This window comes from Streptomyces sp. NPDC054932 (assembly GCF_053610205.1).
This window is the reverse complement of record NZ_JBSGXU010000214.1, coordinates 1-13,120: the sequence shown is the minus strand read 5'-3', so window position 1 is coordinate 13,120 and position 13,120 is coordinate 1. Positions and strand designations below refer to the sequence as shown.

At 72.4% G+C, this 13,120-nt stretch carries 14 protein-coding genes; 5 read left to right on the top strand and 9 right to left on the bottom strand.

The features are described 5' to 3' along the window. Positions 1 to 159 precede the first annotated feature (159 nt). From ACWGE1_RS35460 to ACWGE1_RS35450, 3 genes are all read right to left on the bottom strand, one after another. Positions 160 to 627 carry a hypothetical protein gene (locus ACWGE1_RS35460; RefSeq protein WP_453424579.1) on the bottom strand — a complete coding sequence of 156 codons (468 nt, stop codon included), beginning with the start codon at positions 625 to 627 and terminating at the stop codon, positions 160 to 162. Between the two features lie 111 nt (positions 628 to 738). Next, positions 739 to 1,932, bottom strand: a complete 1,194-nt coding sequence (locus ACWGE1_RS35455; RefSeq protein WP_453424578.1) for an alginate lyase family protein — start codon at positions 1,930 to 1,932, stop codon at positions 739 to 741. Between the two features lie 99 nt (positions 1,933 to 2,031). Next, positions 2,032 to 2,583, bottom strand: coding sequence for a CGNR zinc finger domain-containing protein (locus tag ACWGE1_RS35450; protein WP_453424577.1), 552 nt, complete (start codon positions 2,581 to 2,583; stop codon positions 2,032 to 2,034). An 81-nt stretch (positions 2,584 to 2,664) separates the two neighbouring features. On the opposite strand from ACWGE1_RS35450, the gene ACWGE1_RS35445 reads away from it, so the two are divergent. Further along, the gene (locus tag ACWGE1_RS35445; RefSeq protein ID WP_453424576.1) at positions 2,665 to 3,909 is read left to right on the top strand and encodes an MFS transporter; all 1,245 of its coding nucleotides are present in this window, start codon (positions 2,665 to 2,667) and stop codon (positions 3,907 to 3,909) included. On the opposite strand, the gene ACWGE1_RS35440 is transcribed toward ACWGE1_RS35445, so the two are convergent. The 5 genes from ACWGE1_RS35440 to ACWGE1_RS35420 form a co-directional block, all read right to left on the bottom strand. After that, positions 3,845 to 4,444: a transglutaminase-like domain-containing protein gene (locus tag ACWGE1_RS35440; protein WP_453424575.1), complete on the bottom strand. Its 600-nt coding sequence runs from the start codon at positions 4,442 to 4,444 to the stop codon at positions 3,845 to 3,847. The two genes, ACWGE1_RS35445 and ACWGE1_RS35440, sit on opposite strands and share 65 nt — an antisense overlap. An 84-nt stretch (positions 4,445 to 4,528) precedes the next feature. Further along, positions 4,529 to 5,623, bottom strand: coding sequence for a threonine aldolase family protein (locus tag ACWGE1_RS35435; RefSeq protein WP_453424574.1), 1,095 nt, complete (start codon positions 5,621 to 5,623; stop codon positions 4,529 to 4,531). After that, complete coding sequence (locus ACWGE1_RS35430; protein ID WP_453424573.1) at positions 5,602 to 6,363, bottom strand: SDR family NAD(P)-dependent oxidoreductase; 762 nt, start codon at positions 6,361 to 6,363, stop codon at positions 5,602 to 5,604. Before ACWGE1_RS35430 ends, ACWGE1_RS35435 begins: the two co-directional genes overlap by 22 nt. A gap of 26 nt (positions 6,364 to 6,389) precedes the next feature. Next, positions 6,390 to 7,796, bottom strand: coding sequence for a DUF6421 family protein (locus ACWGE1_RS35425; protein WP_453424572.1), 1,407 nt, complete (start codon positions 7,794 to 7,796; stop codon positions 6,390 to 6,392). 235 nt (positions 7,797 to 8,031) lie between these two features. Further along, entirely contained in the window at positions 8,032 to 9,153 is a 1,122-nt protein-coding gene (locus ACWGE1_RS35420) for an LLM class flavin-dependent oxidoreductase (RefSeq protein ID WP_453424571.1), read from the bottom strand. Positions 9,154 to 9,202: 49 nt separating this feature from the next. On the opposite strand from ACWGE1_RS35420, the gene ACWGE1_RS35415 reads away from it, so the two are divergent. Together ACWGE1_RS35415 and ACWGE1_RS35410 are read left to right on the top strand one after the other, a co-directional pair. Then, positions 9,203 to 9,829 (top strand): PadR family transcriptional regulator, encoded by a 627-nt coding sequence (locus tag ACWGE1_RS35415; RefSeq protein ID WP_453424570.1) that lies wholly within the window; start codon positions 9,203 to 9,205, stop codon positions 9,827 to 9,829. 190 nt (positions 9,830 to 10,019) lie between these two features. Then, positions 10,020 to 10,712: a glycerophosphodiester phosphodiesterase gene (locus tag ACWGE1_RS35410; protein ID WP_453424569.1), complete on the top strand. Its 693-nt coding sequence runs from the start codon at positions 10,020 to 10,022 to the stop codon at positions 10,710 to 10,712. Positions 10,713 to 10,759: 47 nt separating this feature from the next. Here the strand turns inward: ACWGE1_RS35410 and ACWGE1_RS35405 are convergent, their stop codons facing one another. Next, positions 10,760 to 11,299, bottom strand: coding sequence for a GNAT family N-acetyltransferase (locus ACWGE1_RS35405; protein WP_453424568.1), 540 nt, complete (start codon positions 11,297 to 11,299; stop codon positions 10,760 to 10,762). A gap of 130 nt (positions 11,300 to 11,429) precedes the next feature. Between ACWGE1_RS35405 and ACWGE1_RS35400 the strand changes: the two genes are divergently transcribed. Together ACWGE1_RS35400 and ACWGE1_RS35395 are read left to right on the top strand one after the other, a co-directional pair. Beyond that, on the top strand, positions 11,430 to 11,990 hold the full coding sequence (locus tag ACWGE1_RS35400) for a DUF5134 domain-containing protein (protein WP_453424567.1): 561 nt from the start codon (positions 11,430 to 11,432) through the stop codon (positions 11,988 to 11,990). Between the two features lie 81 nt (positions 11,991 to 12,071). Then, complete coding sequence (locus ACWGE1_RS35395; protein WP_453424566.1) at positions 12,072 to 13,010, top strand: M56 family metallopeptidase; 939 nt, start codon at positions 12,072 to 12,074, stop codon at positions 13,008 to 13,010. Positions 13,011 to 13,120 lie beyond the last annotated feature (110 nt).

Genomic DNA, 13,120 nt, shown 5'->3' with positions numbered 1-13,120 from the left:
GGTACTCCCCCGGCACCGCGCTCGGTGTCATCGTCATGGTCACGACGACCGCCCTGGAGCTGGGCCGCCGGGGGGGGGGCGCCCGCGGCGGCGCGGGGGGCCGCCCCCCCCCCCCCGGCCCGGGGGGGGGGGGGGGCGCCCCACGTCGGAGCCCGGGCCTCAGGGCAGGAAGAATCCGGGAGATCCGCACGGGGCGGCGACGCACTGCCATTGCGGCTTCCCGTCCGGGTTCCCCGTCCCGAGCAGAGGGGGGTCGCCCGGCCCGGGCGTGCCGATCAGGATGCCGCTGCCGCTGTCCGGCTCGCCGGGAATGTTGGCGTAGTCGCCGCTGTCGTCCCCGTCGGGCAGGACGTCATCGGGCAGGGTCTCGGGGGGCACCTCCTCGGCCGGCGGCTCCCCGTCGGGCAGGCTCTCCTCCGGGGAGCGTTCGAAGAGGCTTCCGCTGCCGGGCGGCGCGATCCACATCAGGTTGGACTTGTTGCCGTCGTCGGCGCTGTCCCCCACGACCGCGTGCGGCGCCGTCGGGGTGGCGGCGAAAGCGGCCGTGGGCACCAGTGCGCCTCCCGCGACCACGGCGGTCGAGGCGGTGAGCAGGGCGAGGCGCCGGATCCGAAAGGGTCGGGTCATGGTTGTTCTCCTCTTGACGGAGGGATGGAACGGCCCCTCCAGTACGCCTCCCCGCCCGCGCGGCGTCATGCCCCTGCATCTCGTGGCTTGACGGATCGAAGAGCCCCGGCCTCAGTTCGGGTTGTCGGCGTGGGTCAGGGTCTCCCAGGCCTCGAAGTGGTTCTCGGTGCCCGCCGGGCGGCGGCCCTCGGTCAGCCTGCGGGTGTTCTCCAGGGTGATGCCGAGCCGCGTGTGCAGGGCGTTGTAGCCGACCTCGGTCGCCGGGCCGATGCCCCTGGTCAGCTTTCCGCCGCACAGCCAGGAGGGCACGGCCGCGCCGAGTTCGTACGTGGCGTGGAAGCCCAGCGCGTGCCGGAACCGGTCCTTGAACTGCGGGTAGAGGTCACGGCCCTGGATCCGCGAGGTCTCGGCGACGTGCATGGCCGCGGCGATCCCCATGCCGGTGTGGCCGAAGTCGCGGCAGGTCTCCTGGGCGAGCCCGTCCACGAAGGTGCTCTGGCCGTGCCAGTAGTCGATCAGCTCGGCGCGGGTGTCGATGGACGAGCGGGGCGGGTAGACGGGCTGCGCGCCGTCGGCGGCCAGGTAGAAGTAGGCGGGGACACGGCCCAGGTAGACGGCCATCGCCCGGTCGTAGCTCGCACGGTCGTCGAGGTGGACCGAGATGCCGACGGCCGCGTCCATCATGATCAGTTCCCAGTTGCCGTTGCTGTTCGGCCTCCCGTTGATCACCTCGGGCAGGTAGACGTCGCGCAGCATGGTCGCGAAGCGCGCCTGGCCGGACCATCCGCCGGTGTACGTGTGCTTGATGATCTCGGCGGCGCGCGGCCAGGTCGAGCCCGCCCAGCCGCTCTGCAGCGGTGCGTTGCTGTTGGTGTGGTCCTTGATCTTCGCGGACCAGGCGTCCATCAGCTCGATCGACTTCTTCGCGTACCTGGCGTCCCGGGTGATGTACCAGGCGAGTGCGTGGCTGTACGCCGCGATGGCGTCCTCGCGCTCCTCGGAACAGCCGTTGTCCGGGTTGGAGTAGGAGCCGCACTCGACGACCTCGCGCGGCTTCGGGGTGCGGGAGAGCGAGCCGTACCGGCTCGCCAGCATCTGGTCGTACGCCGCCTTCCAGGGCTGCCGGCCGGCCTGCACCTGGGTGCGTACGAAGTCCAGTTGGGCGCGGCTGTTCAGGACTCCGGGGTGGGCGAACCGTGCGGGGGCCGCGGCGGATGGGGGCGCCGCGAGGGTGGGGGCGGGGAGCAGGGTCATCGCCAGGCCGAGGGCCAGGGCGGTGAGGCCGGCGGGGATTCCGAAACGCATGGGGGGCCTTCCGGTGGGAGGGGTTCCGGTGGCCCGAAGATACTCATGCCCATGCCAAGTGACAACGATGTCTGACAAGAAAGTTTCCTATCATCCCGGTCACTCCTCGCGCTTGCGGCGCCGGTGCGCGGCCACCCGGGCTCGCGCGCCGCAACTGCCGGAGCAGTAGCGGCGCGCGCTCCCCGGCCCGGTGGCGAGGAAGAACCGCCCGCAGCCCTCGGCGGCGCAGGCTCCCCAGGCGATCCGCCCGTAATCGGTGAGCAGTCGGGCGAGCGCGAGGGCGCCCGAGGCCAGGAACCAGTCGCCCCAGCCGGCCTCCTCACCGCGGTCGACGTGCAGGTGCCAGGGATGGGCGTCGTGCCGGGTCAGCCGGGGGCGGGTGGCGCACTCCTCGAACAGCGCGTTGATCGCCTCGGCGGCGCGGTCCTCGTCGCTCTCGCCGAGCACTGCCGCCATCCGCCGGGCCGCTGCGCGCAGTTCGCCTGCGCTCGCCTCGGGGAACGCCTCCTCGGTGAGGTCGGCGGGGCGCTCCCCGTGCCCGGCGAGCAGTCGCGCGAGCTCGGCGCGCGGCAGTTCGGGGGTCACCCGGACCGCCTCGGCGAGATCGATCAGCCGCCGGGCGGCCGAGGAGTCGCCCCGGGAGTCCGCCATCCCCATGTCCTTTCGCCGTACACCCGCATGACGTAACGTCTTGCGGGACTATCGCGTTACACCCTACCCGGGAGGGGTCGCATGGGCGGATTCGGGCGCTACCTCGCAGCGGCCCTGGCCGCGCGGATCGCCTCGGAGGGCATGGGCATGGCCGTGGTGCTGCTCGCACTGGAGCGCACCGGGAGCGCGGCGCACGGGGCGTTCGTGCTGACGGCCTGGCTGGCCCCGCACGTGCTGGCGGCCCCGCTCGCCGGCGCCGCGGCGGCGCGGACCCGCCGGCCCCGACTGTTCCACGTCGGCGCCCTGGCCGGATTCGCGACGGCCGTGGCGGCGCTGACCCTCCTGCTCGGCCGGGCCCCGGCGCCGCTGGTGCTGGCCGTGGCGGTGCTCGGCGGCACCTGCGGGCCCATGGTGACGGGCGGACTGTCCAGCCTGATCACCGGCCTCGTCCCGGCGGGAGCCGGGCGCGACCGCGCGTACGGCTGGGACGCCGCCACCTACAACGCCGCGGCGGTCACCGCACCGGCGGCGGTCGGCCTGGTCACGGCGCTGGGCTCGGCCGGGCCCGCCATGGCCGTCCTGGCCGCGTCCGGAGCCCTGGCGGCGGCCCTGGCCGCCACCCTCCCGTACGAGGACCAGGCCGTCGGCCGGGCCCCCGGCGCGCCCCGGGCCGGGCTGGGCGCCGGTCTGGCGGCCCTGTGGCGCGTCCGCGAGCTGCGGGCCGTCACCTCGGCCACGACCCTGGCCTTCGTCGGCATCGGCTCGCTCACCACCGTCTCGGTACTGCTCGCCGCCGAGCTCGGCAGCCCGGGCGGCGGGGGCGTGCTGATGACGGCCTTCGCGGTGGGCGCGCTGGGCGGCTCGCTCACCCTGGGCCGGGTCACCTCCGTGCCACCGGACCGGCTGGTGCGGTGGGCGCTGGCCGGAACGGGGGCGGCCCTCGCGGCGGCCGCCCTCGCGCCCTCCGTGGCCGTGACGGCGGCGCTGTTCGCGCTGGCCGGGGTGTGCGACGGGCCGCTGCTCACGGCCACGCTGCGGATCCGCGCGGAGCACGCGCCGGAGGGGGTGCGGACGCAGGTGTTCACCCTGGGCGCGGGGCTGAAGCTGACGGCCGCGTCGGCCGGGGCGGCCCTGGTGGGGATCGCGGCGGACGCGCCCGCGACGGCGCTGCTGACCGGGATCGCCGGACTGCTGCTCGTATCGGCACTGCTGCACGCCCTGACGGCGGTGCGGGCGCCCGGGCGGCCCACCCGCACCGGATCTAGAGAGCCGTCGGAAGGTTCCGCCACAGCTGCGTCCGGTCGGCGGACTCCCGAAGGGCCTTGAGCACGGCTGGGTGGGGGGCGGCGTACACCTCGGGGTGGTCGACCTCGCCGAGTTCCGGACGCACGGGGAAGGCCAGCCGTTCGCGGTCGAGGTCGAACCGGGCGTCCACGCCCGGCTTGTTGCCGCGCGGGTCGACGCGGGACCAGTGCGCGCTGCCGGGCAGGCGCAGCGCGACCAGCCCGTGCACGAGGGGGTTCGTGCCGTCGTCGTCCGTGAGGCGCTGGTAGCACAGGCCGCCCGGAATGCCCTGGGCGCGCAGCAGGGCGACGAGGGCATGGGACTTGGCGTGGCAGATGCCGTTGCGCGTGGCGAGGACGTCGGACGCCCGCCAGGCGACGCGGAGGTCACCGGAATCGACCGAGTGCGGGACGGTGTCGCGGACGAAGTCGTAGGCAGCCTCGGCGTATGAATATGCGTCACCGGTGGCTGGCCAGAGGGTGTCGGCGACTTCCTGGACGACCGGATTCCAGTGGTCGATCGCCTCATCGGACGCCAAGTAGGCGTGAATGTCTGAAGTTTGCTGGATCAGCTGCATGGCCGGAGCATAGGGAAACCCCCGACCGTAGATCAATAGATTTACGGTCGAGGGAATAGTTATGCAGCACCCTGTGTGGCCGTACTAGCGTGCCAGCTCTTCCTTCAGCGCCTGGAGGAAGCCGTCCACGTCCTCTTCCTGGGTGTCGAAACCGCACATCCAGCGGACGTCGCCCGCGGCCTCGTCCCAGAAGTAGAAGCGGAAACGCTTCTGCAGCCGCCGCGAGACCTCGTGCGGCAGCCGCGCGAACACCGCGTTGGCCTGCACCGGGTAGAGGATCTCCACGCCGTCCGTCTCGCGGACGCCGGCGGCGAGCCGCTGCGCCATCGCGTTGGCCTGCCGGGCGTTGCGCAGCCACAGGTCCTTGGCGAGCAGGGCCTCCAACTGCACCGACACGAACCGCATCTTGGACGCGAGCTGCATCGACATCTTGCGGATGTGCTTCATCTGCCGGACCGCGTCCGGGTTGAGCACCACCACGGCCTCGCCGAACATCATGCCGTTCTTGGTGCCGCCGTAGGACAGCACGTCGACGCCGACCGCGTTGGTGAAGGCGCGCATCGGCACGTCGAGCGAGGCCGCGGCATTGGCTATCCGCGCACCGTCGAGGTGGACCTTCATGCCGAGCCCGTGGGCGTGCTCGCAGATCGCCCGGATCTCGTCCGGGGTGTAGACCGTGCCCAGCTCGGTGTTCTGGGTGATCGACACGACCTGCGGCATGGCCCGGTGCTCGTCCTCGAAGCCCCAGGCCTCCTGGTCGATCAGCTCGGGGGTGAGCTTGCCGTCCGGGGTCGGGACGGCGAGCAGCTTGAGGCCCGCCATCCGCTCCGGCGCGCCGCCCTCGTCCACGTTGATGTGGGCGCTCTTGGCGCAGATCACGGCGCCCCAGCGGTCCGTCATCGCCTGCAGGGCGGTGACGTTCGCGCCGGTGCCGTTGAAGACCGGGAAGGCTTCCGCGTACGGCCCGAAGTGGCTGCGGATGACCTTCTGCAGGTGTTCGGTGTAGTCGTCCTCGCCGTAGGCGACCTGGTGGCCGCCGTTGGCGAGCGCGATGGCAGCCAGAACCTCCGGATGCACCCCCGCGTAGTTGTCGCTCGCGAAACCTCGCACCGCCGGGTCGTGGTGGCGCCGGGCGTCGGTCTTCCCGGCCTCGGTTCTCACGGTTGCGGAGTGAGCCACAGACGCTGTCCGTTCACATCGATTGCGGGCCGCTCCCAGACGCCGGCGATGGCCTCGGCCAGTTCCGTCACGTCGGTGAAGCCCGCGAACTTCGCATTGGGACGCTCGGCGCGCATCGCGTCGTGCACCAGTGCCTTGATGACCAGGATCGCAGCTGCCGCGCCGGGACCCTCATCACCCCCCGCCTTGCGGAAGGAGTCGGCCATGGCCAGGGTCCACGCCTCGGCGGCCGCCTTGCCCGCGTTGTACGCGGCGTTGTTGGCGACCGGCTTGTGCGCCCCGGACTGGCTGATCAGCACGTAGCGGCCGCGGTCGCTGCGCAGCAGCCCGTCGTGGAAGGCGAGCGAGGTGTGCTGGACCGTGCGGATGAGGAGCTTCTCCAGGAAGGTCCAGTCCGCGAGGTCGGTGTCGGTGAAGGTCTTGCTGCCGCGCCAGCCGCCGACGAGGTGGACCAGGCCGTCGATCCGGCCGAACTCCTTCTCGGTCTGCTCGGCCCAGGCCTTGGTGGCGTCCAGGTCGAGCAGGTCCACGGTGTCACCGGTGATGGTGGCGCCACCGTGGGCGTAGCGCGCCGCGTCCACGGCCTCCGCGAGCCGCGCCGGATCGGCGTCCGACGCGATGACCACCGCACCCGCCTCGGCGAGGCGGAGCAGGGTGGCGCGGCCGGCGGGCCCGCCGGCCCCGGCCACCGCCACCACCGCTCCGTGCAGCTTTCCGTTGCCGTTCCCGGAGCCGTTCATCTGTGCAGCCTCCTGTGGGCGAGTGCTCACGCGGCGACTCGCTCGGCCTGATCGGCGTTCAGGGCGGTGATGCCCTTGGTCGAGGCGATCACTCCCTTGAGCTTCTTGGCGAGCGCCTCAAAGAACATGCTGAGCGGAAACTCGTCCGGAAGCACGTCGTCGACGAGCTTGCGCGGCGGCTGCGTCATGTCCAGGGCGTCGGGGCCCTTGGCCCACTTGGATCCCGGGTGCGGGGCGAGGTAGGTGGAGACCAGCTCGTAGGCCTTGAACCAGTGGACGAGCTTCGGGCGGTCGATGCCGGCCCGGTAGAGGTCCTCGATCTCGGCGCAGAGCTGGTTGGTGACCTGCGGGGCGCGCATCCAGTCGATCTTCAGCTTGTTGTCCGTCCAGCGCACGACGTCGTGCTTGTGGAGGTACGCGAAGAGCAGCTGGCCGCCGAGGCCGTCGTAGTTGCGGTTGCGGTCGCCGGAGACGGGGAAGCGGAACATCCGGTCGAAGAGGACGGCGTACTGCACGTCACGGCCGTGCTCGTTGCCCTCGGACTCCAGCTTCACGGCCTCCTTGAAGGCGGTGAGGTCGCAGCGCAGCTCCTCCAGGCCGTACATCCAGAACGGCTGGCGCTGCTTGATCATGAAGGGGTCGAACGGCAGGTCGCCGTGGCTGTGGGTGCGGTCGTGGACCATGTCCCACAGGACGAATGCCTTCTCGCAGCGCTCCTGGTCCTCGACCATGCGGGCGATGTCCTCGGGCAGGTCGATGCCCAGGATGTCGACGGCGGCCTCGGTCACCTTGCGGTAGCGGGCGGCCTCGCGGTCGCAGAAGATGCCGCCCCAGGTGAAGCGCTCGGGGGCCTCGCGCACGGCGATGGTCTCCGGGAAGAGCACGGCGGAGTGGGTGTCGTAGCCCGGGGTGAAGTCCTCGAAGGTGATGCCGAGGAAGAGCGGGTTGTCGTACCGGGTGCGCTCCAGCTCGGCGAGCCACTCGGGCCACACCATCTTGAGCACGACGGCTTCCAGGTTGCGGTCCAGGTTGCCGTTCTGCGTGTACATCGGGAAGACGACGAGGTGCTGGAGCCCGTCGGCGCGCTCGGCGGCCGGGTGGAAGGCCAGCAGGGAGTCGAGGAAGTCCGGCACCTTGAAGTCGTCCGCGGCCCACTTGCGCAGGTCGGCGACGAGCGCGCGGTGGTACGCGGCCCCGTGCGGGAGCAGCGGCGACAGCGTCTCGACGGCCCCGATCACGCGTTCCAGCGCGGCGAGGACGGTGGCGCGGCCGTGCGCACCCTCGACCTCGAAGTCGATGGAGCCGTCCTTGGCCTGCCAGGGCCGGATCTCCTCCACGGCGGCCTTGAGCTCGGGCCACGCGGGGTGGTCGACCACCCGCGCTCCAGCGGATATCACGGCGCCGCCGGTACCGGGCACAAGAGTTTCCGTCATGTCACTTCCTCCACAGGAGAACCTCACGTACGGGCAGCGTATGCGTGCGAGGCTCTTCCACTCAAGAGGGAACTCCGGAAATTATCCTGCGTCACCCCCACTTTCACCGGAAGTCTTCCCGTCCATTGGTGCGGAAGCGGCCACTCCGCCCAACTGCGCCAAGGATTCCCCGGCCCGTGGCCGCCCTCCGGACGGGCCGGGGCGGGCGGGGCCCGGGGGGCGACAGAGGCGCACATCACACGGCCCGGAAGTGCGGGATGACCTTCTCGCCCCATTGCCGCAAGGTCTCCAGGCATGCCTCCTGGGGCACCGTGCCCATCTGGATCAGGCACATCACCTCGTCGGCGCCGGCCTCCCTGAGCCGCTCCACGTATGCGATGGCGTCGTCGGCGCTCCCGTAGGCGTGGTCGGCATTGAAGGTGGCTGTCGAGGTCGGCCGGACGGGAATGTCCAGCTCGTGCAGCCGGGCCACCACCTGCTCGGCGGCCCTGCGCATCTCCGCGTCCTCGTCGGCGCCCGCGACCACGGCCTCGTCCGGGATGCCCGCCCCGCCATACCAGTGGCCGATGGACTGGGCGAAGAACCGCTGCCCGCGGGTGCCGATCCGCCGCGCCTCCTCCCGGTCGTCGAGCACGATCGTCGGGCACAGCACGGAGAAGTGGTCGTTGACCACGGTGGAGACGAACCGGCTCCCGTCCCGCCCGGCGATCGCGGCGTCGTAGACCGACCGCATCCCCGCGATGGACCCGGGCCCGGCGAACCCCATCACCAGCGCCCCGATCCCCAGCTCGGCCGCCTGGACCAGGGTCTCGCCCCGGCTGCACGCCAGGAAAAGCGGCGGATGCGGCGCCTGGCGCGGCCGCGGCAGGATCGGGTGCGGGTCGATGTCGATCAGCTCGCCGTGGTACTCCAGCTCCTCCTCCTGCCAGGCGCTGCCGATGATCCGCAGGGCCTCCTCGACCTCGGCCGTCGTGCGGTCCCGGTCCACCCCGCACAGCGAGGTCTCCTGCTCGGTGCCCCCGCGTCCGGCCCCGAGGTCGAGGCGCCCTCCCGAGAGCAGGTCGAGCATGGCCGCCCGCTCGGCGACCCGCACCGGGTGGTTGAAGTTGAAGGGCATGCACACGACGCCGTGGCCGATGCGTATGGTGCTGGTCCTGGCGGCGACCCAGCTGAGGAAGATCTCGGGGGCGCTCATGTGGGCGTACCACTTCAGCGAGTGGTGCTCGACCGCCCAGATCCGGTCGAATCCCATGCGTTCGGCCAGCACGGCCTGCTCGACGCAGTCGCGGATGAGCTGGTGCTCCCGCTCCACCGTCGGGTCGGCGAGCTGGGCCTCGAAGATGACGGAGAATTTCACGGTGCCTCCAGGGTTGCGTCCCGTGCCCGGTCTTACTTCTATTAGGAATATGACTAGTAGTCAGAACCTGAAGAAGCAAGAGCTACCGCCGACCGCGTGGGCCGTTCTCGGCCTGCTCTCCTTTCCCGGCGAGCGGACCGGCTACGAGCTGAAGAAGTGGGCGGACTCCTCGCTGCGCTTCTTCTACTGGTCACCGGCCATCAGCCAGATCTACGCGGAGCTGCGCCGTCTGGAGGAATTCGGCTACGCGGCCTCCGCGCGCTCGGGGCCCGAGGAGGCGCGGGCCAAGCGCCGGTACGCCATCACGGACGCCGGGCGCGAGGCACTGGCCGGCTGGGCCGCCGACACCGGCGAGGCCGGTCCCCCCGTGCTCAAGCACGGGCTGCTGCTGCGGGTCTGGCTCGGCCACCTGGCCGAGCCGGAGCGGCTGCGCGCCATGGTCGGCGAGCACCTGGAGCGCACCCGGGGTGAGCTGGCCGCCGTACGGGAGGCCATGGAGCACGCCGGCGGCGTACCGGAATGGGCCTTCCCGGCCCTCGCCCTGCGCTGGAGCGAGCGGCAGCACCTGGCCGAACTGGAACTCGCCGAGGCCCTGCTCACCGACCTCGACGGGCTCGCCCAGGCCCCGGCGGACCAGGGTCGTCAAGCCACCGGGGACGCGCCCACGCCCGGGTGACGCGTCACGTGCGCCGCCGGCGCCGGAGGGGCGCACAACCCTGGCGGGAAGCGGCCGGGGCGCTCTTCCGGAGGCGTGCACGCCCGGTCCCTTCGCACCCGCGGCGCACTAGCATGCGTCCTCATCGCGCGCGGCCGGTCGGGACACCGCAGCCGCGCGGGGAGCCGCCGTCGACGGAAGCGAGAGAACCTTGACTTTCCTCACCATCGGTCACCGCGGGGTCATGGGTGTCGAACCGGAGAACACCCTGCGGTCGTACCTCCGAGCGGAACGTTGCGGCATGGACGTGATCGCTCTGGAACTGCGCCTGAGCAAGGACGGCGCCCTCGTCGCCGTGCACGACCCCGAGGTGGACCGGACCACCGACGGCTCGGGGGCCGTCGCCGACATGACCCTGGCCGAGCTGCGCGAGCTGGACGCCGGTCAGGGCGAGCGCGTACCGCTCTTCGAGGAGGTCCTGGACGCGGTCCGGACACCGCTGCAGGCCGTGGTCGGTGACGTGGCCACCGCCGCGGTGCTCGCGGAGCTGATCCTGCGCCGCGACCTGACCTCCCGGGTCGAGGTGGCCTCCGACCAGGAGGCGGTGCTCGCCGAGACGGCCCGGCTGGTGCCCGGCGTACGGACCGTCCTGCACGCCGTCTCCCCCGTCGGCGATGCCCGGTCCGTCGTGGACCGGGCGCTGGTCGCGGGCGCCGCGACGATCGCCGTGGACATCGACCGGCTCAGCCTGGAGACGGTGGAGGCGGCGCACGCGGCGGGCCTGCGCGTGACGGGCCGGGCGGTCGACACCCTGGACCTGTTGCGGCTCGCGCGGGCGCTCGGACTGGACGGCGCGGCCACGGACTTCCCGGAGATCCGCAGCACCGGCCGCTTCACCGCCTGACGGCCTGACGCCCTCCGGGCTCCGGGCTCCGGGCTCCGGGCTCCGGATCAGAGCGACTTGACCAGGAGCTCGAAGGCGAGGTCGTCGCGGAGCGGGACACCGAAGCGCTCGTCACCGTAGGGGAAGGGGCTCAGCTCGCCGGTGCGCCGGTAACCGCGGCGCACGTAATAGGCGATGAGCTCCTCCCGTACGTTCACCACCGTCATCCGCATCTCCTTGGCACCCCACGTCTCGCGGGCGCGGCGCTCGGCCTCGGCCAGGATCTCCTTGCCGAGGCCCCCGCCCTGGAGCCCGGGGCGGACGGCGAACATCCCGAAGTAGACGTGGTCGCCGCGGTGTTCGAGCTGGCAGCAGGCGACGAGTTCGCCCCCGCGCTCGACGACGAGCAGCACCCCGTCCGAGCCGGCGATCACCGCGCGGACCCCGTCCGGGTCGGTGCGCTGCCCGTCCAGGTAGTCGGCCTCGGTGGTCCAGCCGGCCCGGCTCGCGTCCCCGCGGTACGCGGACTCGACGAGCACCACCAGTTCCGGTACGTCTGCTTCGACGGCGCTGCGGAAACTCAGGGCGGCAGGCTGGGCGGTCGACATCGGGCGCTCCGTTCAGTGCGGCGGCATATGACATACCGGGAAGGCAGGGAGAGCGTATCCCGGAGCCGCGTGAGGGTGCTGTGAGAGGGGCATCTCTCCCCGTGACGCCGACGAACCGGGAGGTTCCGCCGTGCACGGTTCCACCACTTCCCTCGCCGACTCCGTCTCCTCCTGGCTGCTGGTGCTGCTGTGCGCGGTGAGCGGTGCGTACTGCCTGCGGCGGGTGCGCGGTTCGGGCGCGGTCGCCGGGGAGGCGGTGATGGGGATCGGAATGGCCCTGATGGCCGTGCCCCTCGGCCGCGGCGACGGGTGGCGGGTTCCCGTGCTGGCCGTGGTCTTCTGCGGGGCGGCCCTGCACGCCGCGTGGCTGCTGCGGGGCGGAATGCACCACGCGCACCACCTGGTGGGGTCGCTGACGATGGTCTACATGACCCTGATGGCGGGGCCCTGGCCCGGGTCCGGGCACGGGCACGGGCAGGGGCACGCGCAGGGGGCCGGGCTGCCGCTGCTGACCGGGGCGCTGCTCCTCTACTACGCCGGGTACGTGATGCTCGGCGGGACCCGGCTGATCACGGCGGACGGCGGCGCCGGCCCCGCGGCGGCGCCCGGCGGGAGCGGACCCGGCGAACTCATCCGTGCCTGCCGACTCGCCATGGGAATGGGGATGTTGGCCATGCTGCTCGCGATGTGACGGCGCCGGCGGACGTGTCCTGCGTCACCAATGCCCCGAGGGCGTACCCGCAGGTAGTCCCGCGCTCATAGGCTGGCGACCATGATGGTCCCCGCCGCTCTCCTGTTGCTCGGCGCCCTGACCGCGGTGCTCGCCCCCCGTCTGCTGGCCCGGGCCCGATGGCCCGAGCGCGAGCCGGTCGTCGCCCTGTGGGTGTGGCAGTGCGTCGTCGGCGCGGTGCTGCTGTGCTTCGGGCTGTCGATGCTGCTGAGCGCGGCGGCCGCCTGGCAGGCGGTGCGGGGCCGGCTCTTCGCCGCCGCCCCGCACGGGGTGGTCGACGCCTACGCCCTGGGCGCGTCCGGTGGGCCCTGGGCGGCCGTCACCGCGCTCGCGCTGGCGGGCGGGGGACTGTGGACCGCGGCGATGCTGACCGGTGAGGTGCTGCGGGCCCGGGCCCGCCGTCGCGCGCAGGGCAGCGAACTGCTGGTACGGGCCCCGCTGCTGCCCGGGGAGGACCCGGCGGGCGCGCGGCTCGTCGTACTGGAGGGTCCGCGGCCGGACGCCTGGTGGCTGCCGGGTGCGGCCCCGCAGCTGGTGGTCACGACGGCGGCGCTGGGCCGGCTGAAGGGCAGCCAGCTGGACGCGGTCCTGGCGCACGAGCAGGGGCACGCGGCAGCCCGGCACGACTGGCTGCTGCACTGCTCGCGGGCGCTGGCCCGGGGCTTCCCGCAGGTGCCGGTCTTCGCGGCCTTCGAGGCGGAGATGCACCGGCTGGTGGAGATGGCCGCCGACGACGTGGCCTCCCGGCGGTTCGGACGGCTGACGATCGCGCTGGCCCTGGTCGGACTCAACGAGGACCGGGGGGTGTTCGGGACCTCCTCGACCGAGCACGCGCACGTTCCCCAGCGGGTGCGCAGACTGCTGTCGGCGGCGCCCCGGCTGTCCCCGGGCCGCCGGCTGCGGCTGACGGCGCTGGCCACGCTCGTCCCGGCGATCCCGCTGCTGGTCGCCTTCGTACCGGGGCTGAGCGCCCTCGCCTAGGTCTTTTGGCGCGGGGCCGCGCGAACATACAACCCAAGCTCGCGCGGAGACACATATACCAGCCCCCCAGACAAAACACGCGCGCGAAAGCCGAGGGCGTCGAGACGAGG

Excerpts from the sequence above, each read along its gene's own strand:
- ACWGE1_RS35460 (WP_453424579.1), bottom strand. The coding sequence starts at position 627 with ATGACCCGACCCTTTCGGATCCGGCGCCTCGCCCTGCTCACCGCCTCG.
- ACWGE1_RS35455 (WP_453424578.1), bottom strand. The coding sequence starts at position 1,932 with ATGCGTTTCGGAATCCCCGCCGGCCTCACCGCCCTGGCCCTCGGCCTG.
- ACWGE1_RS35450 (WP_453424577.1), bottom strand. The coding sequence starts at position 2,583 with ATGGCGGACTCCCGGGGCGACTCCTCGGCCGCCCGGCGGCTGATCGAT.
- ACWGE1_RS35445 (WP_453424576.1), top strand. The coding sequence starts at position 2,665 with ATGGGCGGATTCGGGCGCTACCTCGCAGCGGCCCTGGCCGCGCGGATC.
- ACWGE1_RS35440 (WP_453424575.1), bottom strand. The coding sequence starts at position 4,444 with ATGCAGCTGATCCAGCAAACTTCAGACATTCACGCCTACTTGGCGTCC.
- ACWGE1_RS35430 (WP_453424573.1), bottom strand. The coding sequence starts at position 6,363 with ATGAACGGCTCCGGGAACGGCAACGGAAAGCTGCACGGAGCGGTGGTG.
- ACWGE1_RS35425 (WP_453424572.1), bottom strand. The coding sequence starts at position 7,796 with ATGACGGAAACTCTTGTGCCCGGTACCGGCGGCGCCGTGATATCCGCT.
- ACWGE1_RS35415 (WP_453424570.1), top strand. The coding sequence starts at position 9,203 with ATGACTAGTAGTCAGAACCTGAAGAAGCAAGAGCTACCGCCGACCGCG.
- ACWGE1_RS35405 (WP_453424568.1), bottom strand. The coding sequence starts at position 11,299 with ATGTCGACCGCCCAGCCTGCCGCCCTGAGTTTCCGCAGCGCCGTCGAA.
- ACWGE1_RS35395 (WP_453424566.1), top strand. The coding sequence starts at position 12,072 with ATGATGGTCCCCGCCGCTCTCCTGTTGCTCGGCGCCCTGACCGCGGTG.